Source organism: uncultured Faecalibaculum sp., assembly GCF_910588395.1.
Taxonomy (GTDB): domain Bacteria; phylum Bacillota_I; class Bacilli_A; order Erysipelotrichales; family Erysipelotrichaceae; genus Faecalibaculum.
In genome coordinates, this window is the sequence record NZ_CAJUPA010000008.1 from 16,619 (window position 1) to 43,550 (window position 26,932).

Sequence of the window (26,932 nt, forward strand, 5' to 3'; positions counted from 1 at the left end):
CATATTGTCTGAACAGAAAGAATGGTGATTGATATGGCAGACAGCTTTGTGCTTGAAGCACAGCAATATCTGAATAAAACCTACGGTCATAACAGCGAGTGGGTGCCTCTTGCTGAAAATGGCGTGACAGGAGGCTTGATGATGGAAGGCCTGGTAAGGGCATTTCAGATTGATCATGACCTCGAATACGTTACTGGCTATCTAGGACCTGCTACCATAAATACCATGCGGTCTTTGAAAGACATCAAGAAAATGGATCCGTCTGATGAACCATCCAAAGATGTAAAACTGATTCAATGTGCTCTCTTCTGCAAAGGATATCATGCAGGAGGAATCACAGGTATTTATTACACAAATGGTGTAAATGCAGTCAAGCAGTATCAGGAGGATGCAGGTCTTACTGTCACTGGGGTCATTGACTGGAAAGTCTGGCAGGGACTCCTTTCCATGGGATGGTTCCAGCTTGTTCCCGGAGGAGATCCAACACTGCGTGAGATTCAGCGAAGCATCAACACAGACTGGTCCTCGGTAATTGGAGTTCAGCCATGTGAAGGGGTCATGAGCAGAAATACAGCTCTCTCCCTGGTTGGATGTCTGCAGGGAGCACTGGGCTTGCAGGAGTGGATTCCAGACCTTGCTTCTGTGGTGTTTGGTCCTGCCACTCAGTCAGCCTTTTCCCGGCATTCTCTTTACGAAGGATGCGCAGAGCCGGCTCTCGTGAAGATTGCAAAGTATGCTCTGTATTTTTACGGATTTGATCAGAGAGAGTTCTCCGGTACGTTTACCAGCGGGATGCGTCTCAATGTTGTAAATTTCCAGAACGACTATGGACTGACTGGACTGGATGGTGTGGTTTCCGGACAGATTCATTTGACCACCATGATGTCAATGCTGACAAGCCGGGGCAATCCCAACCGCCCCTGTACAGGGGGAGATACTTCGCAAATCCTGTCCAGACTGATGTGTGATAACCTGAAAGCAGCCGGGTACAACGTGATTGGCCGTTATCTTACCGGGACAGTTGGGGTTGGGGCAGCAGAACGCCCCAAATACCTCACACCGGAAGAAATCAAAAATATTCAGGATGCAGGTTTGTCTGTTTTTCCCATCTATCAGGATGGTGGCTATTACGCGGACTATTTCAAAATCAGTGGACGCGGATCCTATGATGCGGTAACAGCCTTGCGTACGGCAGCAGTTCTGGGCTTCCCGGAAGAAACGGTTATTTACTTTGCGGTGGATTTCGACTGCATGAGCTACCAGACTGAATCTCTGATTATCCCGTATTTCAGGCAGATTGCCAATGCCTTCAGGCAGACCGCATTCAATACCAAAAACTATAAAATTGGTATTTATGGGCCCCGGGAGGTTTGCAGACTGGTATCTGCAGAGGGACTGGCGGAGTATTCCTTCGTTGCCGATATGTCCACTGGATTCTCCGGAAACCTCGGATTCCCGATTCCATCAAACTGGGCCTTCGATCAGTTTGACGAATTCACGTTTGAACCTTCGCCCGCTTTCCCTCTTGATAAGGTGGCAGTTTCCGGCCGTGATGGAGGCGCACGGAAGAATGATGCAGATGGAGCTGTGACTACTGCGGCTATGCTGCAGGCAGCCAGGAGCAAATTTACTCGAAGAGTGCTGTCAGCGCTTGGCTTTACGGAAAATACAGGAATCGATCTTGAATTCGAAGTTGGTGAACAGGTTCTGCCCCCTGTAGCAGGAGGAGGACTGATTATTCGACCAACAGTTAAGGAAATGGTGACTGTTCCGTTTGGAGACGATAGTTTTGGTGTGATTTCGATTGATACACTGAATGGCGAAATCCAGGCTGGACTGTCAGAGACCATTTCTGAAATTCAGGGAGTATCCACCGAAGCCTCCGTAAATTATGATGTTTCCGGTATTCTGACCGATGTAGCGTATGCCGTCAGAAGCGGAGCTATGCAGTATTCTTTTACCATCAATTCTGATGGGTCCGGGACTTTCAGTATTTCGATTGGAACCGATGATCTGCAGTCCGTGGAGGGTGTTTCTGGTACAATTGGCATCCAGATTGACCTGGATATTCAATTTACTGATTCCACTGCATATCAGTGGATCGAGCAGTCGGAAACAGTCGTGCGGATAGTTGCATATGTTTCGCTAGCTCTCTTAGGAATCGCACAAGGAGCACCTAGCCTAGCTGCAACCGTAGGACAGTTTCTCCTGGAATATTTCAAGTTCCTAATTCCTGTTCCGGTACTTGGAGTAAAAACGAATATTTAGCTTCTAATGAAGCAGTATATGTTAAAAGGGCACGAGGTAAAATCTTGTGTTCTTTTTATAGCCATCATGAAAATAGATTGGCTAAACGCGCATATTTTGAAATAGTTGTAAATTCAATTTATGGTACAATTGTCTCGAGTGCAAGTTATCGGTTCTTGGATATTTTAAAGCAGAAAGTTATGGGATTTATGAATTTCATAAACTATAGAATTTTGGAGATTGAAATGGAAAACGAAATTACAATGACAGGATCTGTGAGACAGTATCGCCTTGTCTCCCGGTTCCTGATTGCCGGATATATGATTCTATTTATCCCACCCATAGTGATGTTTCTTTTGCTTCTGGCTTCATTTCTGACAGGTGAGATAGTGATGGGAACAGCTTCCCTGATTGCTCTGCTGATTTGCGTCATTCAGTTGATTAGGGCGTCCCGAAAAGTATCGAAAGAGATGCCGCGCTCCTTTGCGGTATCCGACGCCGGCATTGAGTTTATTGGAACCGGTACTGTCATTGGCTGGAATCGGGTTCGGAAGTGGATCAGAAAGCCGAAAGGAATCCTGGTGGTTCTGGATGCTGGACCATGTCGGCAGCATCAGTCGTTTTCGGCTCGTGTCCTGGGGCATGACAACGGGTTCCCGTTTTGGCTGAAACCTGATGCCACACATCAGAATCAGGAAGCGGCTTATGAGGAACTTATGGAGTTGCTGGACAAGAACACAAAGGACAAGAAAGAGATAGACGATGAAAATTTTTAAATGCAGCTTTCCTGGAAATGTCTCCAAAGACTTTCGGGTACAGGCGGCAATTCCGGTGTGGAGACTGCTGCTCCTTCCTGCAATGTGCATCGGCTATTGCCTATATCTCGCTTATCAGCCAGTATCGGATACTGTTCGGTACTGGCTGGCTGGAATCGCTGCCCTTGCCGCATTGTGCGGCGGACTGCAGCTGTGGGCCAGAAGGATTCTTGGTTTCGGCTATCCACCCCATTATCCCAATGCCTCAAAGACGGCTGACGTATTCTGCACGCTGGACGAGACTGGCTTGAAATTCTCCTCCCCGGATCCCTCTGTGATCTATCTGCCGGAAGTATCCTGGGACGAAATCAAAAGCTACCGGATTGTTGAATCCACGCTGTTTCTCACATCGGACCTCTGGGGCATGGTGTTGGTAGGGCTGGATATGAATGGGCATCCTCTGGAGGAGTGGCGCGAACTGGCATCCCTGATGAAATCCAGAAACGTTTCGGAAATCTGAATACACAAAACAGAGCGGATATTATGAGACTGCTGAAAAAAACGGCGCTCTAAACTCTAAACTTTGATGAGGTTCCGACTCTCATATCCAATTCATTTGGATGAGGAGTCTGGACCTCATTTTTGTTTTCAGGGTTATTCCCTCTGGCCTCATTTCAATTTACAGGCCTGTCTGTCAGATCCGGATGTCCATCTTCTGGTCCGCTGCTCAGAACATACAGTACTCTGTTCCTGAATCGCTCCCAGTTGCTGTAACCATTCGAATTGTGCTTGATCATCTTGATTATCTTGTTTCGATTCTCGATCATGGAGCTGGTCAGCCGGTGATTCTTCACATATACCTTGCCTGTCCTGGCCTCGGCTATATATTCCCGCTTCACGATATGGAATGAATTGACTACTTCTTTAAACCAGGTGCGCAGGGTGTTGGCGAAATCCTGCAGCTCCGCCACACCTGTACTGTCTAGACCCGCTATCAGCGTTCTGAGTTCCTCCTCTGCAGTACTGAGTGTTCCCTCTCTGAAATATTCAGGCAGGCGGTTGCGAAAACGGTACGTCTCCTCTAGATCCGGACTGATCTCAAGTAGCTTATTAAGCAATACAACTGGCAGAGACTATCATGAAGGTGAATCAAAAACCGGGCGGCTGGATTAATTACTATCCACTGGGAGATATGAAGACCTTTCTGAAAAGCGAGCTGGGGACGATGACTATATGAAAAATAAGGGGACAGTTACAAACGTAACTATCCCCTTACAGTCTAATGTGAATAATGAGCTCCAAATGATTGTAGGGTTGTCAAAACTCTAGAGTTATTTTAGGATCAGTTTATTTTTAAGCGTCAATATTACCGACAGTGTAATATGTTCCGTTTAATGGGTTATAAGTACAGTAAGTTTGGGGTACAGAAATACCAAAGTTTATCCAGTAATATTGTCCAGGATAAATAGCTGCTCCTGCAGCGTCAAGAAGATGAAAGTGATAAAGATCAGTTACTCTTCCAGCATCCACGTGGGTCGACCAACGGAGATAGGAACCGTATTTATCAGGCTCCATTGCAACAAACCACCAGCCAGCAAATACCCAACCTGAGCCCTTAAACTTTTGAGAAACATATTCTTGTCCCAACTTTAGTCCCATTATATTTTTGGAACTAGGTACAATTATATCTTGCTGTGGCGAGGGTAAACCAGTTTCGGATTCTCTTTCGTTAAAGATTGATCTGGCTTCGCTGATTGTAACCGTATTTGCATCGTCATCTAGATTAATGGTTTCGATTGGATTTTCTAAATCATCAATCGAAAAAATTTCCACCTCACCATTTCCAATGAGAAAACCTCCGTCCTCAAGAGGAAGAATCTTATCTGAGCTATCAAGGTTAGCAAATGGATCATCTTTAATTGATTCACTTCCTCTAGCTATTTCTCCTGAGCTTTGATCAACAGTGCCTGTTATTTGGGTATCTGCGTCCGGTCGGGCTGCACAAATCGGAGAAAACGATGAAATACCGATTAATGTACTGATAGAGATAGCTGTTGCTTTGTAAAACGTTTTGGGATTAAACGAACTGATAAACATTAGTACACCTCCTTGCTGTTTATATATATTCTTGCTTATATTTTAACAGTAAGGTTACTGATGAGTCTACTGCAAATGTTTCAAAAGCTGCTAATTAGTAGGTTAAACTCCTGGGTTGTCATCGAGAAGGATTGATCCATATTCATAGGCGATTTTGCAGGTTGACTTTTAGCGCTTTCTACACTGAATAAGCTGTTTGGTTAGATTTCGAAGAACGGATTTAGTCCGTCTGTTTCGATTTTGCTGATCAAGCGTTTAGCGTTCGGGAAATTGGAGACACTGACGCGATTCAGTATCTGATCTACTTCTTCGATGTATCCTTTTTTCTTCAAGTGGTCGGAGAGAAAGCTACGACCGAATTTTCCGTATTTGTACATGAAATCTGGTCCGTATCTAGCGGAAATTGTCAAAAGTCTGTCCCAGAGCGAGAAAATAAAAGAACTAGGCTGAAAGAACAGGCTAATCCAACTCTCGTAGAGATCGAATCACAGAATTGCAATTAGTCTTGCAAGCCAGTCTAAAGATGGATTTTTCAGAGGATTTTGTCCCGTGAGAAGTCCACTTTTAGGTGTGCCCGGCATGGCCCACATCTAGGTGCTTCGTTTGCTGTACAGCTCTGGCCTGTCAGCCAATCTCGGATCCCGTTCGGTACTGCCTGGTGGGAATCGCTGTTCTTGCTGCCGTTTGCGGCGGCCTGCAGCTGTGGGCCAGACGGATTCTTGGTTTCGGCTATCCACCCCATTATCCGAATACCTCAAAAACCGCTGAGGTATTCTGCACCCTGGATGAGACAGGTTTGAAGTTTTCCTCCCCGGATTCCTCTGTGATCTATCTGCCGGAAGTGTCTTGGGACGAAATCAAAAGCTATCGGGTGGTGGAATCCACGCTGTTTCTCACATAGGATCTCTGGGGCATGGTGCTGGTGGGTCTGGATATGAATGGGCATCCTCTGGAGGAGTGGCGTGAACTGGCGGCTTTGATGAAATCCAGAAGCGTTTCGGAAATCTGAGCACAAAACAGAGCGGGTATCGCTGCCATACAGCAGCTGATATCCGCTCTTTTTAGTTTTCCTTCAGATCCTCCGGACTCTGAATGATCCGAACCTGCTTCTCCAGATTGGATACAGCTGCCGGACTGATCCCCGGTCCTGTCACCAGCATATCCACATCCTCCCAGTTTCCCCACTGGTGCAGCCCGCTTTCCCGGAACTTTGCTGAATCCGCCAGCACGATCACCTGATCGCACTGCCGGCACATCGTCTGCTTCAGTTCGATTTCCTGGTAGGAATGACTGGAAGGGCCGGCCATGTCCTTGAGGCCGGCAGTTCCCATCAGACAGATGTCTCCGTGAAAACGCTGGATGGATTCCTGCGCGCCGAACCCCACCAGTGACCGGTTCTTCTCCCGCTTTTTGCCGCCGGTGAGAAACACCTGGTGATGACTGCCATCCAGGGCCTCAAAAGCATCCAGGGAACAGGTCATGATGTTCATGGCCGGCATTCGGTTGATGTAGGGCACGGCCGCCAGAACCGTGGTGCCGGAATCCAGGATCACCGAATGGGCACCTTCCAGCAGCCTGGCTGCCAGCCGGCCGATTTTCTGCTTCTGTTCCTGCCCCTGCACCCGCATGGATACAAGCCGCTCCGCGCCGGTCTGCGCCAGCAGCGCGCCGCCATACACTTTTACAGCCACGCCGCTGGCTTCCAGCATTTCCAGATCCTTGCGGATGGTTTCCATGCTCGTTTCACAGCGTTCAGCCAGATCCCGGGAAAAGACCTGACCTTTCTCATGGAGCTCCCGGTCAATCAGTTCCAGCCGTTTCTTTGCAGACAGTTTCATGAGTTCAGGGTAACAGAGAAAAGCCGCAAAAGAAAAGCCGCGCCGGCTGTGAAATGAACCGGATCAGGTTCCTTTCTCAGCTGATGCAGCCAGAATGTCAGGCATCATTCAATGTTTGCGTGCCGCCGGAGCAGATCTTCGTTGCTCTGGCCGGACTTGTCCCGCATGCCCATCACAATGGCATCACAGGTCAGCCAGGCCAGCTGCTCGAAGGTATTACCCACAGGCTGAATGGAAACCACGTCTGTCTGGTTCTGCCGGGTGGATCCCGGCAGGATCACCAGTGCATCCGCTGCCTGTCCCAGCGGACTGTCCGCGTTCAGCGTGATGCCCAGAATCACAGCGCCTTTTGCTTTGGCTTTCCCGGCAGCCGGGGCATTGCCCAATCCGCTCACCACCACCAGACAGTCACCGGGCTGCACCGGCGGGCAGGTGGGATCCCCGATGACGAACACCTGTTTTCCCACGTGCATCAGCCGGTTGGCAAATCCCCGGGCCACAAACCCGCTTCGTCCGGCACCGGTCACGAAGATGGTTTTGTTCTGTGCCAGCAGCAGACTGCCGGCGGCATCCAGCTGTGCCTGGGAAATTCCGTCAGCCAGCCCCTGGAGCTCCCGCAGGATCCTCTGTACATCATTTTCCCTGGATGGCATCTTTGATCTCCCTTGCGGCTCTGGCAGGGTCTGCAGCGTGGAGAATGGAACCGCCGCAGATCACCACATCCGGATTCAGAGCAGCAAAGTCCCGGGCGGTTTCCGGCTTGATGCCCCCGGCCACGGAGACCTCAGCCTGGTCGGCGGCTGCCCGGATCACCCGCAGATCGTCCAGGGGTGTCCGCCCCTGTGCCTGCTGGTCCACCCCGGTGTGAACCGCAATGACATGAGCGCCCATGGCCTGTACTTCTTTGGTGCGGGCTGCCAGATCCCGCACACAGATCATGTCCACTGCGCATTTCTTCCCATACCGGTTGCAGGCTTTGACAGCGCCGCGGATGGTTGCATCGTCAGTGACACCCAGAACCGTGATATAGTCTGCGCCGGCTTTCAGCGCTTCTTCGGCTTCATAGTCTCCCGCGTCCATGATCTTCAGGTCTGCCAGAATCTCCAGCCGGGGAAAGCGGGCTTTGATCTGCCGCACCGGTTCCATGCCGTATTCAATCACCATGGGTGTGCCCACTTCCACGATGTCCAGAGAGTCACCGACAGTCTCCAGAAGGTTCAGCGCATTTTCCAGCGTGATGTCATCCAGTGCCAGCTGCAGTTTCATGTCAGTTTTCCTCCTCTCTGGGGCTGTGTTCATTCCTGTAGGAAGCCAGAAACAGATCCAGACTGCCTTCGATATCCAGCCAGCCGGTACCCGCCGGGACCAGAACGGTCTCTCCCTGCCGGATCCGGACGCCGTTGATCGTGCCTTCTCCTTTGACTGCTGTCAGGAAACAGAACCGGTCATGGAGAAATCTTCCTTTGTCTGCACACTGCAGCCGGCTCAGCGTGTACAGCCCCGGTTCATCCCAGTATCGGGTGACCTTCAGTCCGTGCTCTGTGGCGGCAGGGTACATCTGGAATTCGATCAGCCTGTCCGGCAGATTCACATTTTCATACACCGCCTCCGGCTGGATTGGCCGGGTTGTGCCGGTATCCGGATCAATCCGGTCATAGTCGTACAGCCGCAGTGTCAGATCCGCATTCCGGGAAATGTTGTAGGTCAGCACGCCCTTTCCAATGGCATGCAGCGTACCAGCAGGGATGTCAATGAAGCCATCCACCGGCGTATGCAGATACCGCAGCAGTTTGTCCCATTCCCGGTTTTCGGTCCAGGTCTCGAATTCCTCCCGGTTTTTCGCATGGTGTCCGAATTCGATCCGGCCATCTTCCGGGGCATCCAGGATCACCCAGGCCTCGGGCTTGCCCCGCCCGCCGTTCCAGCTTTTCGCGAAGGCATCATCCGGATGCAGCTGAATGGACAGATCGTCCATGGGATCCAGGATGTTCACCCGCACCGGCAGCTCTTCTGTCTCGCACTCAAACCACTCCGGCGCCGCTTCATACAGCTGTGACAGGGTCATGCCAAGAGCCGGCACTTCACAGTCCGCTCTGCCCGCAAGGGCCACCACGTTGTAGACCTCTCCCAGGGGTCTGACATCGGTGTGGTAGTGGAATTCCTTCTCCAGACGGTCACCGCCGCCCCAGAGCCGGGGTTCATAATAGGGATTGATTTTCACGATCTGTTTTTTCATCTTGACTGCCTCCTTGTCTGTACTCACAGACTACCGGGTTTTGCGCCAGTTTTCTTCTTGCGGTTTCCTGCGGTCTGCCAAATCGCAAGCTCATTGCCAGGTCACCTCCGGCTTCCTTCCATGCCAATGCCGGTCCCGTTCGAGGCGCCGGGCAGCTGTGGCGATCCGGGACCGGCCGCTCTGTCTGCCATCGGCCACAAAGCGGCGGCTGCGGCAGTTGTCCGGTTTCCATTCCGGAAACAACAGAACTGTCCAGGGAGGCTGTCTCTGCTAGAATGACCCTGTATGATGGATCCATTCAGAAGGAGTGAGACGATGTCCGACAAGGAAGAATTCAGACCGGGGCAGGTGATCCTGGCGGGTGCCGGGTGCGGGGGAATCCGGCTGCTGACCACAGAGGTGGTGAAGCTGATTGGCGAGGCGGATGTGATCGTATATGACGATCTCATTGGCAAAGATATCCTGAACCTGCCTACAGAGGCCCGGTGGATGTATGCGGGGAAACGCAGGGGGAAGCATTCTCTGGTGCAGGAGGAAATCAATGACCTGCTCATTGACCTGGCCGGACAGAATCAGCGGGTGCTGCGGCTCAAGGGCGGGGATCCGTTTGTCTTTGGCCGGGGGATGGAAGAAATGCGGGCGCTGCGTCAGGCGGGAATTGCCTGCCGCGTGGTGCCGGGGATCACCAGCGCGATTGCAGTGCCGGCCCGGTTCGATATTCCGCTGACAGACCGGCAGTATGCTTCTTCCTTCACGGTCATCACAGCCCGGAGAAAGGAAGGGGGCCGGCCCTTCGGGGATGACACCGAGGCCATTGCCAGGACACCGGGAACGCTGGTGATTCTCATGGGACTCACCCGGCTGCCGGAGATCGTGTCGGATCTGATCCGGGCGGGGAAGGATCCTGCCACACCGGCGGCGGTGATCTCTTCGCCGGACATCGTGCATTCTCACATTGTCACGGGGGAGCTTTGCGACATCATGGGCAAGGCCGCGGCGATGGAGTCTCCGGCAATCATTGTGATCGGGGACGTGGTGCGCAATGCCAGACTCCCGCAGGATCCTGCCGATGCCGGCAGGCCGGCGCGATGTGTGGTCTGGACCACCGGGACCCGGGATCTGCGCGAGCGGATGCAGGAAGATCTGCCGGCGGGCATTGATCTGGTGCCGGCGATGGAGGCGGACAGCGTGCGGCTGGCGCATCTGGATCCGGCGGATCTGGAGGCGGACTGGATCGTGATCACGAGCCGCCGGGGTGCCGGAGAGTTTCTGGAGGATCTGCAGTCACGGAAACTGGATCTGCGGCAGGTGCCGAAACTGGCGGCGGTGGGAAAGGGTACGGCGCAGGTGCTGGAAGCCGCAGGGCTGTACCCGGATCTGGTGCCGCAGCGGGCGACCACAGAGGATCTGTCCCGGACGCTGATGGATCTGGCAGAACCGGGAGACAGGATCCTGCTGCTGCGGGCCAGGGAAGCGGATGATGCCATGGAAACCCGGCTGAAGAAGCGGTTCGATGTCCGGCGCAAAGACCTGTATGAAATCCGGTACAGTGCCTGTGACATGAGCGGGCAACCGGTACCGGATCTGGTGGTGTTTGCCTCTGCCAGTGCTGCAAGAGCCTGGGCCGGGAAGCTTCCGGCACCGGCTCTGTGCATATCGGAGATCACGGCTTCCGTGCTGCATAATCTGCATCCGGAGGCGGAAATCCGGGTGGCCGAAGACATCAGTGCCCCGGGACTGGCTGCGGCGGTCATCGCCGGCATGGACATCGCCAGCTGAACCGCAGCTGACGCAAGTCAGCGCGGCTCAGCCCGCGATGTGATGCATAGAGCCATCACCTGTTGTATCGCAGCTGATGAAGTCAGCACGGTTCAGCCCGGGATTTGATGCAGAGAGACACCAGCAGCCAGGTCACGCTGAAAAATATAAGGCACTGTCCCACCAAAATGTGACGGGGTATACTTGATCAAATAAATCGGAATTTACAAGGGAAACAAAATATGGACGGCAGAATTATTGGATTTATAGTATGGACGTTATTTGGCTGTCTTATGATCGGTCTTGGAATCAGAGCATTTTTCTCAAAAAAGGCAGTTAGTTTTTGGGCGAATATCAAGACTTTTCCAGTTATTGACATAAGTGGATACAATCGTGCGACAGGTAAATTATTTATTATATATGGTGCCATTTTTATTGCATTAGGAACACCTTTGCTTAGTGATCAAAATACGCCTTATATCCTAATGTCTATATTAGGAGTGATGATAGAAACAATAGCGATTATGGTTGTTTATAGTACATACATTACAAATAAGTACGAAACAAAATAGAATAATTCCAGTTTGTCTGTGAGAAAAAATTCTGGCTCTGTCCCCTATCACATTTTTGTGGGACAGAGCCAAATATAAAATAATGTGAAACAAAGAAAGCAAGAAAAAAACAAAGAAAGGGAACTTACAACTATGAACCGAAGTCTGATGATGAAACAGCTCATCAACACCCTCCGGATCCTGGCAGGAAATCTCATCCTGGCCGTGGCAGTCAATGCCTTCATCCGTTCCTTCAACATGATCGCCGGCGGCAGCACCGGTCTGGCGCTGATCCTCTCCCACTATTTCCCCGCCCTGGATTTCTCCCTGGCTACCACCATCGTCAGCTGGAGCTGCTTTTTCCTCGGCCTGATTGTCCTGGGCGTGAAATTCGCCCTCACCACACTGATTTCCACCATTGGCTATCCCGTTTTCGTCCAGCTCACCGGATTTCTGACCAGCTCCCAGATCACCGCCGATCCCCTGGTCGCAGCCGTGGCAGGCGGCTGTCTCATGGGCGCCGGCCTGGGGCTCATCATTCAGTCCGGCGCCAGCTCCGGAGGCCTCGACATTCCGCCCATCATTCTCCACCGGAAACTCGGCTGGAATCTCACCGTCATCATGTGGGCCCTGGACGTGGTTTTCCTGGCCATCCAGGCCTCCTTCTCCCCCCTCACCGCTCTGCTCCACGGTCTGATCCTCATCGCCTGCACCTACCTGGCCATGAACCACATTCTGACCATCGGATCCAGCGCCGTCCAGGTGCTCATCATCACCGAAGAAGTGGAACAGGTGCGGCAGCTGCTGGAAAAGCAGCTGGACAAAGGATCCACGCTGCTTCACGGCCGCACCGGTCACAGGGGAAAGGAAACCGATCTCATCCTCTCCGTCCTGAAACGCCGGGACCTCAATTCCCTGCGGGAACAGGTGTCGGCCATTGATCCTGCTGCCTTCATGATCGTCTCCAATGTCCAGGAAGTCCGGGGCCTGGGCTTCACCGGCTGGCAGAAGGTGAAACTGGAAGATGTGCTCCTCAGCGAGGAATGAGACAGCAGGCTGTGCCGATGCGGCTGCGCCTGGACAGGGCCTGAAACCGCCGGATGAACAGGAAAAAAAGTCTCTGCAGCGGCCATTTGGCATGGTCTGACTGCAGAGACTTTTCTGTACAGGCTTACCGGGTGGCGGGATGAAAGAGACAGAAGGAAAGATCCTGAATGTACTGGTTCAGACCTTCGCAAGAGCACAGGCTGTACTGCTGACCGGCTTTGTCAAACCAGGCTTTCATCTCCTGCCGGGAAATTTCCCTGCTGGAATGCATGTCATCTGGAAGACCGGACCGGGCTTTTTTCCAGGGATCTTCTCCATGGGTAACAGCCTCCAGAACTTTCCCGCTGTATAGTCCGAAGGAGGCAGATACCAGATCGACCACTCTGCAGACGTTCTCAGTCAGGGGATCCGGAGTCTGGCGGAAGATGGAAAAGCGTGCATCATCGATGGGATCGTAGGTAAAGCTTCTGAACAGTCTGTAGACCGAAGGAAATACCGGCCCATGGACCCATGCCTGACAGGTTTCCGGAAAGGCAGGTTCATTATGCAGCGTGAGAGACAGGCTCTGAATATAGTAGAGCAGTTTCTGCAGCATCAGAGGTGTAATCTCGTCCAGATGGGAAAAAAGGCGGAGGATGACAGAGCGGATAGCCGGTGACAGAGTGGAAAACTGTTCCAGCTCCTGTGCAGCCTGCATGCCTTTTCGCCAGGCTGCCGGTGTCAGTCTGTCTTTGTTTTCCATCAGAAGAGATTTCATGAAGGCAGGAGAAGACAGAGCCTTTCTCATTCTGTCGGAATACTCCCGGGAGGGGATCTGTCCATCCAGATACCGGGAGATGGTCACTTCACCAAATCCCATAGCCAGGGACAGGGGAGCCTTGCCCAGGGAATACAGATCCATGAGCGTCTGAATGTCCCCGATGGTCAGAATGTGTTCGGCAGCCCGATACTGTTCATCAATTTCCCGGATGTTGACATCCAGCAATCCGGTGGGATTCATGTCTGCACCGCAGATCTCACATCGGGCTGTGGTCAGAGAGAATGTGTGTTCTGCTCCATGGATGTATCTGGTCACAGGCTCTGTCTGCAGTCTGCAGGCAGTTGTCTTTCTGCACTCGGTGCAGAAGCCGGTCTGGCTGATATCGGACATGGTTCATACCTCCTGTTGTACATAAGAAGTGCGAAAAGGATGAGAAAGCGGGTGATGCTGTTCATGGAAAGAAATCACAATAACAAACTGATTCCCCAGTTTATTGAATTTTATATATAGAGAGACATTTCTGATTTGAGATCCAAAGCGTTCCAGCAGTCGTACATCTTTTCCGAAAATATACAAGAGTTCATGTTCATATCCCGGGTGTCTGTTGAATCTGATTTCAGAGAAATCCTCGACGGTCAAACTGAGCAGAATTTCCCGGGCCGTGGACTCAGACAGTACATAATCCAGAAACAGTTGTTCATTTTCAGATCTGTTCCGGTTTCGGGCAATTGCATAATGCCCGGACAGGATGGATTTTTTGACTTCTTTTAAATAAGCTTCTATGTCTGAAGGAAGCAGCTGCAGATTCATTCCTCCTCTCCTGATACAGTCATAGTTGCAATGATGGAGTTTTCTGTTATTCCTATCATCATTATACATATATGATGGAAAAAACCAAAAATCCAGTCATATCCGGAACCCCGGTTTCCTCAAATCTTCACAAAATCCGCAGGAAGTCTGAAAACTCTGCGCGGTACGGTTATTCCGGATACCTTTCAGGTACCGGGAGATGAATATGAATGAACGAATTCTGGTGGTGGAAGATGAAAAAGAGCTGGCTGAACTTCTGTCACTGTACCTGCGCGCGGAAGGCTATGAAGTCACTGTATGTCACACCGGGATGCAGGCCCGGGCGTCCATCGGCGAAAAAGAACCGGATATGGCGATTCTGGATGTGATGCTGCCGGAGGATGATGGCTTTTCTCTGTGTCGCCGGCTGCGGCAGACCTCTTTCTGCCCGGTGATGTTCCTGACGGCCAGAACCGCGGATGCGGACAAGATCCTGGGACTGAATCTGGGAGCAGATGACTACGTCACCAAGCCCTTCAGTCCCATGGAGGTGATGGCCCGGGTGAAGTCGCTGCTGCGGCGGTATCATCACTACAATTCCGGGCTGGCGCAGAGTCAGCCGGTGAAGGAATACGACATCCGGGGGCTGCGGATCAGCCGCATTTCCCACAGCTGCGAACTGTATGGAAAAACGTTGGCGCTGACACCCCTGGAATTTGACATCCTCTGGCATCTGTGCGAGCACCAGGGACAGGTGGTGTCTTCGGAGGCACTGTTTGAAGCGGTGTGGAAGGAGAAATTTCTCGACAGCAACAACACGGTCATGGGCCACATTGCCCGGCTGCGGGAGAAAATGGGGGAACCGCCCAGGGCTCCGCGGTTCATCAAAACGGTCTGGGGTGTGGGGTATACCATTGAAAGCCGGTAAGAACACTGAATTCCGTCTGCTGCGGCGCAGGCTCTGGCTGCAGATCGCAGGCAGCGTGCTGGCGGGCGTGATGGTTACAGTGGCTCTGGTTTCGCTGCTGCAGGGACGGATGGCGCGCTGCATCACAGACCTGATTGCGCTGGTCAGCCGGTGTAGGCTGACCCAGGCTGCTGAGCTGTATGAGCGGGTCTTCCGCAGTCACCGGGATCTGTTTCTCTGGCTGCTGATTCTGGGTGTGGTACTGTGTCTGATTCATCTGCATCTGCGGCGGGTGGAAGGATATCTGCGGGAGGTGAATCAGGCGCTGGGGCAGCTGACGGAAAACACCGGTCACCAGATCCATCTGTCTTCGGAACTGCAGCCTCTGGAGCGCCGGCTGAATCTGCTGGAGCGGCAGATGCAGACACAGCAGGAGGGGATCCGGGAGCAGGAGCAGAAGAAAAACGATCTGGTCATGTACCTGGCACATGATCTGAAAACGCCTCTGGCCTGTTCCATCGGCTATCTGAATCTGCTGCTGGATGAACCGGATATTCCTTCCGGACTTCGGGAGAAGTATCTGCGGATTGCCCTGACCAAATCGCTGCGGCTGGAGGAGATGGTGCAGGAATTTCTGGAAATTTCCCGGTACAGTCTCACCACTGTGGTGCTGCACCGGCAGACTGTGTGTCTGAACCGGATGCTGGCGCAGCTGATCCATGAACTCCATCCGGTGCTGGCAAACCGGAATCTTGACTGTTCGCTGGAGAGTGCAAAGGACATTCGGATCTGCTGTGATCCGGACAAGCTGCAGCGGGTGTTTGACAATCTGCTGCGCAACGCGGTGCAGTACAGCCGGGAAGGAACCTGTATTCAGGTGCAGATGAAAACGGCGGATGGCCAGGTGCGGATTTCGGTCACCAGCCAGGGAGAGCCGGTTGACCGGGATCGGCTGGATCATGTCTTCGATCCCTTCTACCGTGTGAACCCGGGGGGCAGTCCGCAGGGAACCGGGCTGGGGCTGGCCATTGCCCGGCAGATTGCGGAAAAGCACGGAGGCAGGATCGACGCTGACAGCACAGATGGCAAAACCTGCTTCACCGTGACGCTGCCGCTGAAGGAGGACAGGGCAGCGGGATGATCCGGCAGCTGCCTGCAGCCAGTTCTGTCAAGGAAACTTGACAAACACATCGCTGCAGACTATAACTGAGAATGTAAAGGAACCTTGTCAGACGGTGGGAATCAGAGTTGAAAAACAGGGTTGAGGAACTGAGAAAAGAAGCAGGCATGAGTCAGGAACAGTTTGCCAGAGCGCTGAGAGTTTCCAGACAGACAGTCAGTTCGATAGAAACCGGGAAATACAATCCGTCTCTGGAACTGGCGTTTGCGATTTCCCGTTTTTTCGGGAAGCCAATTGAAGAAATCTTTATGTATGAGCGGGGTGCAGAACATGAAAAAAAGTAATCTGATAACCGGAATTGCCTATGTGCTCTTTGGCGCAGCCTGCTTATGCCTGGCGCTGTGCACGGAAACAAAACTGGAGAGTATTCTGTATGGGCTGGCTGGTGCGGGCATGTTCCCGGGGATTGTGATGATCTGCAAATACTTTTACTGGGTTTCTCCCGCAAACAGGCAGCGGTACAGGGAGCGTCTGGAAAATGAACAGATCGAACTGCATGATGAACTGAAGACAAAAATCAGAGACAGGGCGGGACGCTGTGCCTATGGGGCCGGCCTGCTGATACTGTGTTTCTCCATTCTGCTTTTCAGCATTCTTGGAGCCCTGGGACTGATGGACAATGCCCGCACAATGGTCCTGTATCTGGGCGCCTTCCTCGTTTTTGAGATTGCTGCCGGCGTTGCGATATTCAGGCATTTGCTCAGACAGTACGAATGACAAATCGAGGCTGCCTGGGCGATGCGGGAATCGGAATGTCTGCCGGCCCAGCATGCTGCCGCCTCCGGCTCTTTACAGTTTGTTTCGAAAATCCGCAGGATTCCGGCGGCAAATCCGGAGAATGCCTGCAAAAACAGCGGTTCCGGCTTTTGTACCATTTGAGTACAGAAGCAGAGCCGCTGTTTTGCGGTTGCGGAAAGGAAACAGATATGGAACTGACACTGAGTCATCTCTGTCGCAGATACAGGGACAAAACCGCTGTGGCAGATTTCTCTGCCACGCTGACACCGGGAGTCTGGGGCCTGCTGGGTGCCAACGGAGCGGGGAAGACCACATTGATGAAAATGATTGCCGGGATCCTGGAACCTTCCGGCGGTCAGATCCTGTTCAACGGAAAACCGGCAGAAAAACTGGGGGAAGCGTACCGGAAAGTGTTTGGCTGGCTGCCTCAGGATTTCGGGTTTCCGCCGGAATTCACGGTTCGCGAGTATCTGATTTATGTGGCAGTGCTCAAGGGACTGGACCGGGAACAGACAGTGGCCCGGATCCGGGAACTGCTGGATGAGGTTTCCCTGACAGAGGTTGCAAACCGGAAAATCGCGAAGCTTTCCGGGGGGATGCGCCGCCGGGTGGGAATCGCCCAGGCGCTGCTGAATGACCCGGAGATCCTGATTCTGGATGAACCCACTGCCGGGCTGGACCCAGGGGAACGGGTCCGGTTCCGCAATCTGCTGTCGGAACTGGCCCAGGACCGCATCGTGCTTATTTCCACGCACATTGTGTCGGATGTGGAATACATTGCCACCAGGCACCTGCTGATGAAAGACGGCCGGCTCATGGCTTCCGGAACTGCGCAGGAACTGACGGAACTGGTGTGCGGAAAGGTGTGGACCTGCCGGCAGAAACCGGAACAGGTGCCTGCTCTGGAAAACCGGCTGCAGATCATCGGACTGCACAATGAGGAGGACGGTTCGGTGACGGTGCGGTATCTGGCCTCTGCTCCCGCTGTTTCCGGATCCTGCCCGGCCGCTGCCAGGCTGGAGGATGTGTATCTGTGGCTGTTTCCGGAAAGCGCGGGATGCGGTAAAAGAAGGCGGTTTTCATGAGACTGTTCACTCTGGAACTGAAGCGGATTCTGAAAAAACGGATTTCGCAGATTCTGATGGGACTGGCAATCCTCTGTTCTCTGGTGCTGGCCTGGCTGCCGTCAAGCTACTGTTACAGCACCGGCATGGATGCGGCCGGACAGGAAGTCATGCTGACCGGTCTGGAATCGGTGCAGTATGAAAAAGCCCGGCAGGCTGCTGCCTCCGGCCTGGTGACACCGGAGAAGGTGAAAGCTGCGGTGGAAACCTATCAGGCCTGCCTGCAGAAGTATGACGTGACGGAATCCTGGGACCTGCCGCCAGGTGTATATGAACAGGAGATCATGCCCGTTGCTCCTTTGCTGCACGGCGTGAAGGAAGCCTTTGCGAATCCGAAAACCGGCATGGCGCCATCAATCATGGAGATCGATCCGGAGAAACTGGATGACTGGTACAGCCTCTGCAATGAACGGATCGTCTCTTTGATGACCATGGAACAGCCGGAGAGTCCGGCGGCACAGGAACAGGCGGTGAAAATGTATGAGTCGGTGAAGAAGCCCTTTCGGGTGCATCCGGGCATGAACACCGCCAGTCTGGATTACCAGAACATGCTGGGATTTCTGATCCTGCTCTTCTGCGTGGTGATGGCGGCTCCGGCTTTTGCCTCAGGCTATCAGAACGGGGCGGATGACATCCTCCGCTGCACCCGCCATGGCAGAGGAAAAATCGCCGCTGTCCGGATCATGGCAGCGCTCTGTGTCAGCGGCATCGGATTTCTGCTGTGCGCCGGTGTGTATATCATCGCGACCAATGCTTTCTTCGGGTGGGAGTGTGTGCAGACCTCCGTACAGATGATGTACTCCATTGTGGCACTGCCCGGCTGGAGAGTGGGGCAGCTGCAGCTGTTCTTTGCAGGGGCAGCCACACTTTCGGTTCTGGCTTCCGTGAGCCTGACGTTGTTTGTTTCCGCCAGATGCCAGACCAGTCTGTCAGCTCTGGCAGTTTCCCTGCTGCTGTGTCTGCTGCCCACAGTCGCAGCCATGACAATGCCCGGGGAAATCAGCACCTGGCTGGGTGTGCTGCTGCCGGCGGGAGGCACAGGGATTCAGGCCAGTTTCCTGTACGCCGCCACGGACTTTCAGTTTCTGTCACTGGGACCTCTGGCTGTCTGGACGCCCTGGGCCATGGTGGCTGCCTGGCTGGTGGAGATCCCGCTGTTTGCCTTGCTGACAGTGCGGGTCTACTGCAGTCACCAGCCGGGGTGAAAGGTTGCGGAAATATTCTCTGTCTATTGCAGGGATAAGAAAAACGTGGCAGCTTGCCACGTTTTTCTACGGAATTTTGTGGAAGATCGCCACGTTTTTCCAGAATTGTTGAAATTATGATGAAATATGCCGCCAGAATCACGCACCCTGCACATCCGCTTCCTTCAGGATATATTCCCGCTGACCTTCCACCATCAGCGGCAGGATCCGGACCCCGAACACCTCTTCGGGCACCCTGGTCTTCAGCAGCTCTTCCGGCGTCCCATCAAACCGGATCTGCCCCTGGTCCATCACCAGGATCCTGTCAGCCAGCTTCAGCGCGGTGCTCAGATCATGCAGCACGGCCACCACGCCGTGGCCTTCATCTGCCAGGGACCGCATCGTCCGCTCCAGCTGCCGCTGACTGGGCAGATCCAGAAACGTGGAGGGCTCATCAAACAGCATCATCTCCGGATCCTGGTTCAGCAGCATCGCCAGATAGGCCTTCTGCCGCTGCCCGCCGGAAAGCCCGGATACCGGTTTTTCCGCCAGATCCCGGATTCCCGCCTTCTCCAGCGCCTCCAGGGCTTTCTGCCGGTCCTCCGGGGAATAGCTCCGGGGCCAGGGCACCTGGGAAAACCGTCCGTGCATCGCCAGCCGCAGGGCAGACAGAGAGGGAACCGGGTGTTCCTGAGACAGCAGTCCGGTCATCTTCGCCCGGTCTTTCACCGGAATCGACTGCAGATCCCGGTCCTGCCAGCGAACCTGCCCGCTCCAGGGCGTCAGCAGCCCCATCATCACCGACGCCAGGGTGGATTTTCCCGAGCCATTCGGGCCGATGATCACCGTCAGTTCACCAGGGCGGAAAGAAGCAGACACATCCCGCAGCACCGGTACGCCATCATAGCCGGCTGTCACGTGATCCAGTTCGATCATGCGCCATGTCCTTTCCCCTTCAGCAGCAGCCACAGGAAGTACGGACCTCCGGCCAGCGTCAGCAGGATCCCCGCAGGGATTTCATAGGGAGCCGCCAGGGTCCGCCCCAGCAGATCTGCCAGCAGCAGAAACGCCGGACCCAGCACCAGGCAGGAAACCAGCTGTTTCATCAGCGGCCCCGGGCACAGCCGCCGCACCATGTGGGGAACAATCAGTCCCACGAACCCGATCATGCCCGTAAAGGAAATCACCGCGCCTGCCAGCAGGGACGCCAGTGCCAGAAATCCGGGCATCCACCGGTTCACATCCAGTCCCGCGCACTGCGCCTGCCGCAGTCCCAGGGACAGCAGTTCCAGCTGGCGGGCACACAGCAGGGCCACCAGCAATCCCGCTACAATGCACAGCCCCGGCACCATCAGCCGGTTCAGGGTGGTTCCCGCCAGGGAGCCAATGCGGAAATCCGTATAGCCGGTCAGAGAATCCGGTGCCAGTGTCAGGATCAGATCGATTCCCGCGGAGAAAATCTGCGACACCGCCAGTCCCGCCAGCACAATCGTGCTCCGGCTCGCTCTCACTTTCCGGGCCAGAAACAGCACCAGCATGGAAGCCAGAAAAGCCCCGAGAAACGAAGCAGGCATCCGCAGGCCGAACGCAGTGGGAAACAGGGCGGCGCACAGCACCGTCATAAGCCCGGCTCCGGACTGAATGCCCAGGATGTTCGGACTGGCCAGGGGATTGGCCAGCACCGTCTGCAGGATCATCCCTGCCACAGCCAGCGCGCTCCCTGCCAGAAGCGATCCCAGCATGCGGGGCAGCCGGACATGCAGAAACACCGGCAGCGTCAGATGCGTGGTGGACCCGAAGAGCAGACTCAGCCCTGCCAGCAACAGCAGCACAAGCAGCTGCCAGCGCAGACTGAACTCACTTCTTCGCCGCTGAGTCTCCATAGAGCAGTTCCGTCAGTTCATCATAGGCCTGCGCCCAGCGGGCATTGGGCTTCAGATTGTACAGCGAAGGATCCATCACATGCACCCGGCCGGCTTTCACCGCCGACAGCGACTGCCAGGCCGGATCTGACAGCCACTGCTCCATCTGGGCCTTCGCACCGGCGTCATCTCCGCCTTTTCCCTGATACACGATGAAAATATCGTCGGGATCCGCCTCCATGATCGCTTCCATGGACAGAGACTCCAGCAGTGACTTGTCGTTGTCCGCCACATTCTCCGTATTCAGGTTCTTCAGCATCTCACCCAGCACCGTGCCTTTGGAATTCTTCGCCTTCACTGACCTGGCACTTGCCCGCAGATACAGCACCGTCCGGGGCTCCTGCTCCCGGGCCAGTTCAATATCCCGGTCGATCTGCGTCTGCTGATTCAGACCGTATGTCTGGTAAGCCTGGTCATCCCCTGTGAGCTCCGTGCAGATCTTCAGCATCCGCAGATAGTCATCGAAATCCGCCACATCGAAGTACGCCACCGGGATCCCCTGGTCCTTCAGCACCGGCTCCAGGTCCTTGTCCGCCTCGGTTTTCAGACTCGCCAGCACAAAATCCGGTTTTGCCGCCAGCAGCACCTCGGTATTCGGAGATTTCACCGCACCCAGATCCTGCACCGTATCCGGCAGCTGCAGATCAAACCCCGTCCAGGTGTCCCCCGCGGCAGCCACCAGCGTATCCGTGCCCCCTGCCGTGCACCAGATATCCGCAAAACTGCCAATCAGCGCCGCCACCCGCTCCGGCTGTTTCTCCAGCGTGACAGTCCGCCCGGCATCGTCTTTGAAGGAAATGGACTCCGCGGGCTCTGTCATGACCTCACCGGCCTCTTTGACAGCCCCCGTCCCGCAGCCCGTCAACGCCAGACCAGCTGCAAGCAGCAAAGGTAAAACTGTTTTGTATTTCATGGTTCCGATTATATCAGACATCTCCGGACCCCACCCCTGACAGCCCCCGGGCCTTGCCGTTGTCTTGCCTGCTGCAAAAGCCTATCCTTGGATACAGAACCGGGATCTTCCCGGAAACGCAAAGGAGAGAGCATCCATGAAAAAAATGATCAATACTGCATTTGTGTACATGATTCTGGGCCTTGCAGCCGGGGTCTTTTACCGGGAATACACGAAGCTGTCCGGCTTTGAAGGCCTCACCGTCCTGAAAGGACTGCATCCCCATCTGCTGGCCCTGGGCATGGGCATGTTCCTGATCCTGGCGCTGTTTGTCAAAGCACTCCCGGGTCTGCAGCAGGAGAAATCCTTTGGCTGGTTCTATGGTCTGTACAACGCCGGCCTGGCTGGATCGGTGATCATGATGATTGTCCGGGGCATTCTGCAGGTCCAGGGCACCATGCTGTCCGCCGGCATGAACGCCGCTGTCTCAGGCATCGCCGGTGTATGCCACATTGTGCTGGCCATCGGGCTGTTTTGCCTGTTCGCCGGTCTGAGAAAGTGTGCAGGAAAGATCCGGGACTGAGCCGGGTGAAAGATTCTGCCGATGCGCCGGCTGAGCCGGCTGTGTCAGGGCAGATACGGGAAGGGGAGAAGTGAAAGCTTCTCCTTTTTTTACGGTTTCTCGACCGGACAGGTGATTCTTTGCCGGAATGCTGGTATGGTTTTATCAAGAGGTGCAGAAGATTATTAAACGATATCTGCGATCCTGACAGGCAAAGGAGTGAAATGATATGTCAGCAGAGAAGAATCAGGCCGTGCGCATAGTATCTGCCAATGAAGCGGGAAACCGGTTTGTGCCGGAAAAGTGCATCAACATTCAGGCGGAATTTCTGGACGATCCCCATCCTCTCGCGCATGAGGTGCCGGATACGTTCATTCAGACAGGCATTTTCAGTTCGCCAAAGCTTCGTGTATGTCTCTATGGACAGCTCAATGGTGAACCGGTGCTGGTACCGGTATCCGAACGGAAGACTTCCTTCGGGACCACTGCCTACAAAGAGGACAGAGAACGGGCAGAGAGCCTGATGCGGGACTGGACGCATTTCGGCTGAGGGACAGCTGTTTGTCTTCAGATACGACCATCATAAGGAAAACGGAAAACCGGTGGATCACAGTCTGCCGGTTTTCCCGTGTCCTGCGGGTACATCTTTTTTCATTGCCCGCCAGGAATTATAGAATGAGTGAAGAAACAGAGAAGCAGCGTCTGTCTGCGGCTCTGCTGTCTTTGCGGGAGGGATGTTTATTTCGTTTTATCAGCTGATCCAGCTGGATCCATCGATGATCCGGAGAATGATGGGGCAGACAGAGGACAGGGAGGAACGGCGCCGGCTCCGGATCGCCATGATTACGCGTTCAGCGCTGATCGTGGTTTTCGCCATTCTGTTCATCGCCCTGATGACTTCGCTTTTCGGTGCAGAAAACAGCAGCATGGCTGTCTCCATTTTCTGCATTCTGCTGGCGAGCCGGTTTGTGGGGTTCGGATACCGGATATCGGATTCCCTGTTCAGCATGGCACTGTGCTTTCTGATCCTGCTGGCAGGACCGGTGCTGGCGGTGATGATTCCAGGGTTCTTCTGGACTCTGCTCATCAATTTCGGCTGCCTGTTTCTGATTGTTCTCATGACCTGTGAGAATCCGGAGATGGGCAACGGGGGGCTGTATACCTTTGCGTATATTTTCCTGAGCGGCAATCCGGTGCAGGGAGAGGCGTTCCTGAACCGGTTTTACATGACACTGCTGGGGTTTGCCCTCTGTGGTCTCGTGCTGTGGCGCAACCACGCCGGCCAGAACCGGGAACGGACGTTTGTGTCCATTCTGAAGGGCTATTCACTCCGGAATCCGAAGTATCAGTGGCAGCTGCGGCTGACCCTGGGCGTCACGCTGCTTCTGTCTCTGTTTTCCACGCTGGGACTGACCCGGTACATGTGGGCGGGATTTGCCTGCGGTTCGCTGCTGTCGGATGTGGAAGTGGAGAACCGGATTCATGAAAAGCTCCGGGACCGGGTGATTGGAGCCGCGGCAGGGTCTGCGCTGTTCTATGTGATCTGGTCGCTTCTGCCTGCTTCCTTTATTCCGCTGCTGGGACCGGTGGGCGGTCTGTGTCTGGGACTTTGCACAGAATACCGGCACAAGACCATGCTCAACTGCTTCGGCGCGCTGTCTCTGGCAGCCGGCATGTATGGCCTGAAGGGTGCGGTGTGGCTGCGGATTGTCATGACCCTGCTGGGGGTCCTGTTTGCACTGGTCTTCTTCTGGCTCTTTGACCATTTCATCCTGTCGAAGCTGGAGGAGAAGGCCGGTGAAGAAAAACCGGCTGCATAGTTCGGGTGAAGGAAACAAAACCGGTGGTCTGTTCTGCATCTGATGAATGCAGAGACAGACTGCCGTCGGATCCGGAAGAGGAAGATGGTGAAGAGCAGCAGAATGACCGGCTGTGAGATGAAGTAAAACGATATAACAAATTTGGCTGTGATCTCTTGTTTGGGTTACAGCCATTTTATATCCCTCCCATATCCTGATTGATTTTTTTTTTAGTCTGAGTTCAGAAAAAACGTGAATCCATTCACGAAATTCCCGGGAAAAACGTGAATAGATTCACGTTTTTCTCAAAAACAGCCGATATTACACAAAAAGCGCTGTCTGTCCGGCAGAACCGGTACAGGCAGCGCTTCGTTTCATGATGACTGTTTCAGACAGGAGACAGAATAACTGTTCAGGCAACGAAGGGACGGGAGAATTCCACCAGCGCTTCCGGTGTTGCCCATTCCTTCCAGGATTTTCCGGAATCCCGGACCGTTTCACCCAGCTTGACAAAGTAGCCGGGAACATCGGTGATCGCAATGGCGCCCACTTCCGTACCCAGTTTTTCGTTGTCCAGCAGATCGGAACCGTTCAGATAGAGCAGGAATGCCGGAACCGGTTTCTTGTCCACCATCTTGATGCCGCCCCGCAGACCGATTACACCAGCCTGATGGGATGCACAGGAGGAAGGACAGCCGGAAATGTGCAGCTGAGGCAGCCAGGCTTCCACGCCGGCCTCCTTGACCGCAGCCCGGATATCCTTCAGCATCTGCTGGGAATCCCGCAGACCCACCTGGCAGATGGACGCGCCAATGCAGGCTTCGGAAGCTTCAAAGGCATTCTGAGCCGCATCATTGGCGATGATGTCCATGATCCGGTTCGCTTCAGCGCCTGTCAGGTTGATGATCCAGGCACCCTGGTCCGGAGCCACCCGCATTTCGGCAGCCGGGATTTCCTGAATGGCTTCATTCACTTTGTGCAGCACATCCTGGTCAGGCTTGCCGCCGGGTGCATGCCACTGAACCGCATACAGTCCTTCCTGCTTCTGGGGGAATACCTGCCAGGAATCCCGGGGAACAGAACCGTCACCGGTTTTGTGAGATGCATCGTTCTCAACAGCGGGGAATTTCAGATCCTGGTCCTGAATGGCTGCCAGTTCTTCGGCGAAGGCCTTCGCAAAGGCTTCTTCGCTGCCCAGCGCCTGAACCATGAAGCGGGTCCGGGCTTTGGACCGGTTGTCATAGTTGCCGTATTTGCGGAAGGTATTGATCATGGCGACCACATAATACGGAATGTCCCGGGGATCAACGCCCTCTGCCACTTTCACGCCAAGACGCGGGACATTGCCCAGACCGCCTGCGGCATAGACATCAAAGGTACCATCTTCCCGGGCCACGAACCCCAGGTCCCGGAATGTGGCGTGGGGCTCATTGGCGTTGCTGCCGGAGAAAGCCACTTTGAGCTTCCGGGGCATTTTGGGGGCATCGATGAAGTGCATGAGGAACTGAGCGGTTGCTTCGGCCCAGGGCAGGACATCGAACATTTCTTCCGGATCCACACCAGCCAGAGGGGAACACATGACGTTTCGGGGATAGTCTCCGCCGCCGCCGTAGCAGACAATATCGGAGTCCAGGGCGTTGTCCATGATCGCATACACCTGTTCGGGGTCCAGATCGTGCAGCTGCACGGCCTGACAGGTGGTGAAGTGGACCATGGGCACGTTCTGTTCGTCCAGGGTGCGGATCAGGAAATTCAGCTTGTCCTTGGTCAGACGGCCGGCTGTGGTGCGCAGGCGCAGCATGTGGTGCCTGCCGTCACGCTGGGCGTAGCTGCCGTATTTTCCGGAGAAACCCTTGTAGTCCTTTTTGGACAGTTCTCCTTTGTGAAACTCCTCGGTTTTCTCCCTGAACAGGGGAATCGTGTCCCGGAATACGGACGGATTCAGCGGAGCAAATTTTTCATCCATATAAAGCCTCCTTGCCTCGCGGCATACAATGTAATTTTAGCACCGGAACGGTATACCGGTGATGGTCATGCCATGGCACTGGACAGTAAGCGCTTCTCATGTTCGGATTGCACTGGCGGCTGGCAGAAAAAGGCAGCAGCTGCGGGTCTCAGGCATCCGGTTCGAGTTTTGCATGGCGTTTTACTATACTGAAACCATCAAGGAGGTACATACCCATGGCAGACGAATTCAAGAAAATGGAAGATGATATCCTGGAAAAGGAACTGCGACACGACGAGAACAAAATCGATGACAAGCGCAGCGACATTGCCGATCACGAAGCTCAGATCCGTGAAGACAAGACAAAATTCATGAAGGATATCCACGCTGAGGAAATCAAGCATGACGAGCGTGTGATTGCCCGCAAGGAAAACGACGCAGAGCGTCACGAAGAAAAGATCAAGGAAAACGAACAGAAGATCAACGACGTAAAGTAAATCTTCAAGTCCCAAAGCCGGGAAGCCTGATTGCAGCTCCCCGGCTTTTCTTTATGGCCCGAATATGTGACGCTTAACAAAAAATATCGAATGTCAATGTGAAA

29 protein-coding genes are annotated in these 26,932 nt (G+C 54.0%); 17 read left to right on the plus strand and 12 right to left on the minus strand.

What is annotated here, in order from left to right; translation table 11 throughout:
• Positions 1 to 21: 21 nt before the first annotated feature.
• The 3 genes from QZ305_RS03325 to QZ305_RS03335 all read left to right on the plus strand — a co-directional run bounded on the left by QZ305_RS03325 (position 22) and on the right by QZ305_RS03335 (position 3,522).
• Entirely contained in the window at positions 22 to 2,268 is a 2,247-nt protein-coding gene (locus QZ305_RS03325) for a glycoside hydrolase domain-containing protein (protein ID WP_288081727.1), read from the plus strand.
• A 77-nt stretch (positions 2,269 to 2,345) separates the two neighbouring features.
• Positions 2,346 to 3,023 carry a hypothetical protein gene (locus QZ305_RS03330; RefSeq protein WP_290431833.1) on the plus strand — a complete coding sequence of 226 codons (678 nt, stop codon included), beginning with the start codon at positions 2,346 to 2,348 and terminating at the stop codon, positions 3,021 to 3,023.
• Positions 3,010 to 3,522: a hypothetical protein gene (locus QZ305_RS03335; protein ID WP_075885428.1), complete on the plus strand. Its 513-nt coding sequence runs from the start codon at positions 3,010 to 3,012 to the stop codon at positions 3,520 to 3,522. Before QZ305_RS03330 ends, QZ305_RS03335 begins: the two co-directional genes overlap by 14 nt.
• Positions 3,523 to 3,676: 154 nt before the next feature.
• On the opposite strand, the gene QZ305_RS03340 is transcribed toward QZ305_RS03335, so the two are convergent.
• Together QZ305_RS03340 and QZ305_RS03345 are read right to left on the minus strand one after the other, a co-directional pair.
• Entirely contained in the window at positions 3,677 to 4,120 is a 444-nt protein-coding gene (locus QZ305_RS03340; RefSeq protein ID WP_294730085.1) for a transposase, read from the minus strand.
• Between the two features lie 235 nt (positions 4,121 to 4,355).
• Positions 4,356 to 5,099, minus strand: coding sequence for a hypothetical protein (locus QZ305_RS03345; protein ID WP_217947863.1), 744 nt, complete (start codon positions 5,097 to 5,099; stop codon positions 4,356 to 4,358).
• Between the two features lie 658 nt (positions 5,100 to 5,757).
• Here QZ305_RS03345 and QZ305_RS03350 point away from each other — a divergent pair.
• Positions 5,758 to 6,000: a hypothetical protein gene (locus tag QZ305_RS03350; protein ID WP_294730087.1), complete on the plus strand. Its 243-nt coding sequence runs from the start codon at positions 5,758 to 5,760 to the stop codon at positions 5,998 to 6,000.
• Between the two features lie 160 nt (positions 6,001 to 6,160).
• Here the strand turns inward: QZ305_RS03350 and QZ305_RS03355 are convergent, their stop codons facing one another.
• From QZ305_RS03355 to QZ305_RS03370, 4 genes are all read right to left on the minus strand, one after another.
• Positions 6,161 to 6,937, minus strand: coding sequence for a DeoR/GlpR family DNA-binding transcription regulator (locus QZ305_RS03355; protein WP_294730089.1), 777 nt, complete (start codon positions 6,935 to 6,937; stop codon positions 6,161 to 6,163).
• 104 nt (positions 6,938 to 7,041) lie between these two features.
• Complete coding sequence (gene hxlB, locus QZ305_RS03360; RefSeq protein WP_294730091.1) at positions 7,042 to 7,590, minus strand: 6-phospho-3-hexuloisomerase; 549 nt, start codon at positions 7,588 to 7,590, stop codon at positions 7,042 to 7,044.
• Positions 7,571 to 8,203, minus strand: coding sequence for a 3-hexulose-6-phosphate synthase (hxlA, locus tag QZ305_RS03365; protein WP_294730092.1), 633 nt, complete (start codon positions 8,201 to 8,203; stop codon positions 7,571 to 7,573). The genes hxlB and hxlA overlap by 20 nt, the downstream gene beginning before the upstream one ends.
• Position 8,204: 1 nt before the next feature.
• Positions 8,205 to 9,173 carry a type I phosphomannose isomerase catalytic subunit gene (locus QZ305_RS03370; protein ID WP_294730093.1) on the minus strand — a complete coding sequence of 323 codons (969 nt, stop codon included), beginning with the start codon at positions 9,171 to 9,173 and terminating at the stop codon, positions 8,205 to 8,207.
• 315 nt (positions 9,174 to 9,488) lie between these two features.
• Between QZ305_RS03370 and cobA the strand changes: the two genes are divergently transcribed.
• From cobA to QZ305_RS03385, 3 genes are all read left to right on the plus strand, one after another.
• Positions 9,489 to 10,952, plus strand: a complete 1,464-nt coding sequence (gene cobA / locus QZ305_RS03375) for a uroporphyrinogen-III C-methyltransferase (RefSeq protein ID WP_294730095.1) — start codon at positions 9,489 to 9,491, stop codon at positions 10,950 to 10,952.
• Between the two features lie 221 nt (positions 10,953 to 11,173).
• Complete coding sequence (locus QZ305_RS03380; protein WP_294730096.1) at positions 11,174 to 11,503, plus strand: hypothetical protein; 330 nt, start codon at positions 11,174 to 11,176, stop codon at positions 11,501 to 11,503.
• A 132-nt stretch (positions 11,504 to 11,635) separates the two neighbouring features.
• Positions 11,636 to 12,529: a YitT family protein gene (locus QZ305_RS03385; RefSeq protein WP_294730098.1), complete on the plus strand. Its 894-nt coding sequence runs from the start codon at positions 11,636 to 11,638 to the stop codon at positions 12,527 to 12,529.
• Positions 12,530 to 12,653: 124 nt separating this feature from the next.
• Here the strand turns inward: QZ305_RS03385 and QZ305_RS03390 are convergent, their stop codons facing one another.
• Positions 12,654 to 13,679, minus strand: a complete 1,026-nt coding sequence (locus QZ305_RS03390; protein WP_294730099.1) for a Panacea domain-containing protein — start codon at positions 13,677 to 13,679, stop codon at positions 12,654 to 12,656.
• Positions 13,680 to 13,682: 3 nt separating this feature from the next.
• The gene (locus QZ305_RS03395) at positions 13,683 to 14,099 is read right to left on the minus strand and encodes a hypothetical protein (protein WP_294730101.1); all 417 of its coding nucleotides are present in this window, start codon (positions 14,097 to 14,099) and stop codon (positions 13,683 to 13,685) included.
• A gap of 205 nt (positions 14,100 to 14,304) precedes the next feature.
• Here QZ305_RS03395 and QZ305_RS03400 point away from each other — a divergent pair, with 205 nt between their 5' ends.
• The 6 genes from QZ305_RS03400 to QZ305_RS03425 all read left to right on the plus strand — a co-directional run bounded on the left by QZ305_RS03400 (position 14,305) and on the right by QZ305_RS03425 (position 19,232).
• Positions 14,305 to 15,006: a response regulator transcription factor gene (locus tag QZ305_RS03400; RefSeq protein WP_294730103.1), complete on the plus strand. Its 702-nt coding sequence runs from the start codon at positions 14,305 to 14,307 to the stop codon at positions 15,004 to 15,006.
• Entirely contained in the window at positions 14,993 to 16,126 is a 1,134-nt protein-coding gene (locus tag QZ305_RS03405; protein ID WP_294730104.1) for a sensor histidine kinase KdpD, read from the plus strand. The genes QZ305_RS03400 and QZ305_RS03405 overlap by 14 nt, the downstream gene beginning before the upstream one ends.
• A 107-nt stretch (positions 16,127 to 16,233) precedes the next feature.
• Positions 16,234 to 16,449 (plus strand): helix-turn-helix transcriptional regulator, encoded by a 216-nt coding sequence (locus QZ305_RS03410; protein WP_294730105.1) that lies wholly within the window; start codon positions 16,234 to 16,236, stop codon positions 16,447 to 16,449.
• Positions 16,436 to 16,882: a hypothetical protein gene (locus tag QZ305_RS03415; protein ID WP_294730106.1), complete on the plus strand. Its 447-nt coding sequence runs from the start codon at positions 16,436 to 16,438 to the stop codon at positions 16,880 to 16,882. Before QZ305_RS03410 ends, QZ305_RS03415 begins: the two co-directional genes overlap by 14 nt.
• A gap of 209 nt (positions 16,883 to 17,091) precedes the next feature.
• Positions 17,092 to 17,988: an ABC transporter ATP-binding protein gene (locus QZ305_RS03420; RefSeq protein ID WP_294730107.1), complete on the plus strand. Its 897-nt coding sequence runs from the start codon at positions 17,092 to 17,094 to the stop codon at positions 17,986 to 17,988.
• Positions 17,985 to 19,232, plus strand: a complete 1,248-nt coding sequence (locus tag QZ305_RS03425) for a hypothetical protein (protein WP_294730109.1) — start codon at positions 17,985 to 17,987, stop codon at positions 19,230 to 19,232. The genes QZ305_RS03420 and QZ305_RS03425 overlap by 4 nt, the downstream gene beginning before the upstream one ends.
• Before the next feature lie 138 nt (positions 19,233 to 19,370).
• On the opposite strand, the gene QZ305_RS03430 is transcribed toward QZ305_RS03425, so the two are convergent.
• From QZ305_RS03430 to QZ305_RS03440, 3 genes are read right to left on the minus strand one after another with little or no spacing between them, the layout of a single operon-like run.
• On the minus strand, positions 19,371 to 20,147 hold the full coding sequence (locus QZ305_RS03430) for an ABC transporter ATP-binding protein (RefSeq protein ID WP_294730110.1): 777 nt from the start codon (positions 20,145 to 20,147) through the stop codon (positions 19,371 to 19,373).
• Positions 20,144 to 21,094 carry an iron ABC transporter permease gene (locus QZ305_RS03435; RefSeq protein WP_294730112.1) on the minus strand — a complete coding sequence of 317 codons (951 nt, stop codon included), beginning with the start codon at positions 21,092 to 21,094 and terminating at the stop codon, positions 20,144 to 20,146. Before QZ305_RS03435 ends, QZ305_RS03430 begins: the two co-directional genes overlap by 4 nt.
• Positions 21,069 to 22,046, minus strand: coding sequence for an ABC transporter substrate-binding protein (locus tag QZ305_RS03440; protein ID WP_294730114.1), 978 nt, complete (start codon positions 22,044 to 22,046; stop codon positions 21,069 to 21,071). Before QZ305_RS03440 ends, QZ305_RS03435 begins: the two co-directional genes overlap by 26 nt.
• Positions 22,047 to 22,182: 136 nt before the next feature.
• On the opposite strand from QZ305_RS03440, the gene QZ305_RS03445 reads away from it, so the two are divergent.
• The 3 genes from QZ305_RS03445 to QZ305_RS03455 all read left to right on the plus strand — a co-directional run bounded on the left by QZ305_RS03445 (position 22,183) and on the right by QZ305_RS03455 (position 24,407).
• Positions 22,183 to 22,608 (plus strand): DUF2871 domain-containing protein, encoded by a 426-nt coding sequence (locus tag QZ305_RS03445; protein WP_294730115.1) that lies wholly within the window; start codon positions 22,183 to 22,185, stop codon positions 22,606 to 22,608.
• 208 nt (positions 22,609 to 22,816) lie between these two features.
• The gene (locus QZ305_RS03450) at positions 22,817 to 23,137 is read left to right on the plus strand and encodes a hypothetical protein (RefSeq protein ID WP_294730116.1); all 321 of its coding nucleotides are present in this window, start codon (positions 22,817 to 22,819) and stop codon (positions 23,135 to 23,137) included.
• A gap of 184 nt (positions 23,138 to 23,321) precedes the next feature.
• Positions 23,322 to 24,407 (plus strand): FUSC family protein, encoded by a 1,086-nt coding sequence (locus QZ305_RS03455; RefSeq protein WP_294730117.1) that lies wholly within the window; start codon positions 23,322 to 23,324, stop codon positions 24,405 to 24,407.
• 391 nt (positions 24,408 to 24,798) lie between these two features.
• On the opposite strand, the gene QZ305_RS03460 is transcribed toward QZ305_RS03455, so the two are convergent.
• Positions 24,799 to 26,352 (minus strand): nitrite/sulfite reductase, encoded by a 1,554-nt coding sequence (locus tag QZ305_RS03460; RefSeq protein WP_294730118.1) that lies wholly within the window; start codon positions 26,350 to 26,352, stop codon positions 24,799 to 24,801.
• Positions 26,353 to 26,567: 215 nt separating this feature from the next.
• Between QZ305_RS03460 and QZ305_RS03465 the strand changes: the two genes are divergently transcribed.
• The gene (locus QZ305_RS03465) at positions 26,568 to 26,828 is read left to right on the plus strand and encodes a hypothetical protein (RefSeq protein WP_294730119.1); all 261 of its coding nucleotides are present in this window, start codon (positions 26,568 to 26,570) and stop codon (positions 26,826 to 26,828) included.
• Positions 26,829 to 26,932: the final 104 nt, after the last annotated feature.

Excerpts from the sequence above, each read along its gene's own strand:
- QZ305_RS03415 (WP_294730106.1), top strand. The coding sequence starts at position 16,436 with ATGAAAAAAAGTAATCTGATAACCGGAATTGCCTATGTGCTCTTTGGC.
- QZ305_RS03335 (WP_075885428.1), top strand. The coding sequence starts at position 3,010 with ATGAAAATTTTTAAATGCAGCTTTCCTGGAAATGTCTCCAAAGACTTT.
- QZ305_RS03380 (WP_294730096.1), top strand. The coding sequence starts at position 11,174 with ATGGACGGCAGAATTATTGGATTTATAGTATGGACGTTATTTGGCTGT.
- QZ305_RS03465 (WP_294730119.1), top strand. The coding sequence starts at position 26,568 with ATGGCAGACGAATTCAAGAAAATGGAAGATGATATCCTGGAAAAGGAA.
- hxlA (WP_294730092.1), bottom strand. The coding sequence starts at position 8,203 with ATGAAACTGCAGCTGGCACTGGATGACATCACGCTGGAAAATGCGCTG.
- hxlB (WP_294730091.1), bottom strand. The coding sequence starts at position 7,590 with ATGCCATCCAGGGAAAATGATGTACAGAGGATCCTGCGGGAGCTCCAG.
- QZ305_RS03425 (WP_294730109.1), top strand. The coding sequence starts at position 17,985 with ATGAGACTGTTCACTCTGGAACTGAAGCGGATTCTGAAAAAACGGATT.
- QZ305_RS03445 (WP_294730115.1), top strand. The coding sequence starts at position 22,183 with ATGAAAAAAATGATCAATACTGCATTTGTGTACATGATTCTGGGCCTT.
- cobA (WP_294730095.1), top strand. The coding sequence starts at position 9,489 with ATGTCCGACAAGGAAGAATTCAGACCGGGGCAGGTGATCCTGGCGGGT.
- QZ305_RS03385 (WP_294730098.1), top strand. The coding sequence starts at position 11,636 with ATGAACCGAAGTCTGATGATGAAACAGCTCATCAACACCCTCCGGATC.
- QZ305_RS03435 (WP_294730112.1), bottom strand. The coding sequence starts at position 21,094 with ATGGAGACTCAGCGGCGAAGAAGTGAGTTCAGTCTGCGCTGGCAGCTG.
- QZ305_RS03440 (WP_294730114.1), bottom strand. The coding sequence starts at position 22,046 with ATGAAATACAAAACAGTTTTACCTTTGCTGCTTGCAGCTGGTCTGGCG.
- QZ305_RS03325 (WP_288081727.1), top strand. The coding sequence starts at position 22 with ATGGTGATTGATATGGCAGACAGCTTTGTGCTTGAAGCACAGCAATAT.
- QZ305_RS03390 (WP_294730099.1), bottom strand. The coding sequence starts at position 13,679 with ATGTCCGATATCAGCCAGACCGGCTTCTGCACCGAGTGCAGAAAGACA.
- QZ305_RS03395 (WP_294730101.1), bottom strand. The coding sequence starts at position 14,099 with ATGAATCTGCAGCTGCTTCCTTCAGACATAGAAGCTTATTTAAAAGAA.
- QZ305_RS03455 (WP_294730117.1), top strand. The coding sequence starts at position 23,322 with ATGTTTATTTCGTTTTATCAGCTGATCCAGCTGGATCCATCGATGATC.
- QZ305_RS03450 (WP_294730116.1), top strand. The coding sequence starts at position 22,817 with ATGTCAGCAGAGAAGAATCAGGCCGTGCGCATAGTATCTGCCAATGAA.
- QZ305_RS03355 (WP_294730089.1), bottom strand. The coding sequence starts at position 6,937 with ATGAAACTGTCTGCAAAGAAACGGCTGGAACTGATTGACCGGGAGCTC.
- QZ305_RS03400 (WP_294730103.1), top strand. The coding sequence starts at position 14,305 with ATGAATGAACGAATTCTGGTGGTGGAAGATGAAAAAGAGCTGGCTGAA.
- QZ305_RS03460 (WP_294730118.1), bottom strand. The coding sequence starts at position 26,352 with ATGGATGAAAAATTTGCTCCGCTGAATCCGTCCGTATTCCGGGACACG.
- QZ305_RS03345 (WP_217947863.1), bottom strand. The coding sequence starts at position 5,099 with ATGTTTATCAGTTCGTTTAATCCCAAAACGTTTTACAAAGCAACAGCT.
- QZ305_RS03370 (WP_294730093.1), bottom strand. The coding sequence starts at position 9,173 with ATGAAAAAACAGATCGTGAAAATCAATCCCTATTATGAACCCCGGCTC.
- QZ305_RS03430 (WP_294730110.1), bottom strand. The coding sequence starts at position 20,147 with ATGATCGAACTGGATCACGTGACAGCCGGCTATGATGGCGTACCGGTG.
- QZ305_RS03420 (WP_294730107.1), top strand. The coding sequence starts at position 17,092 with ATGGAACTGACACTGAGTCATCTCTGTCGCAGATACAGGGACAAAACC.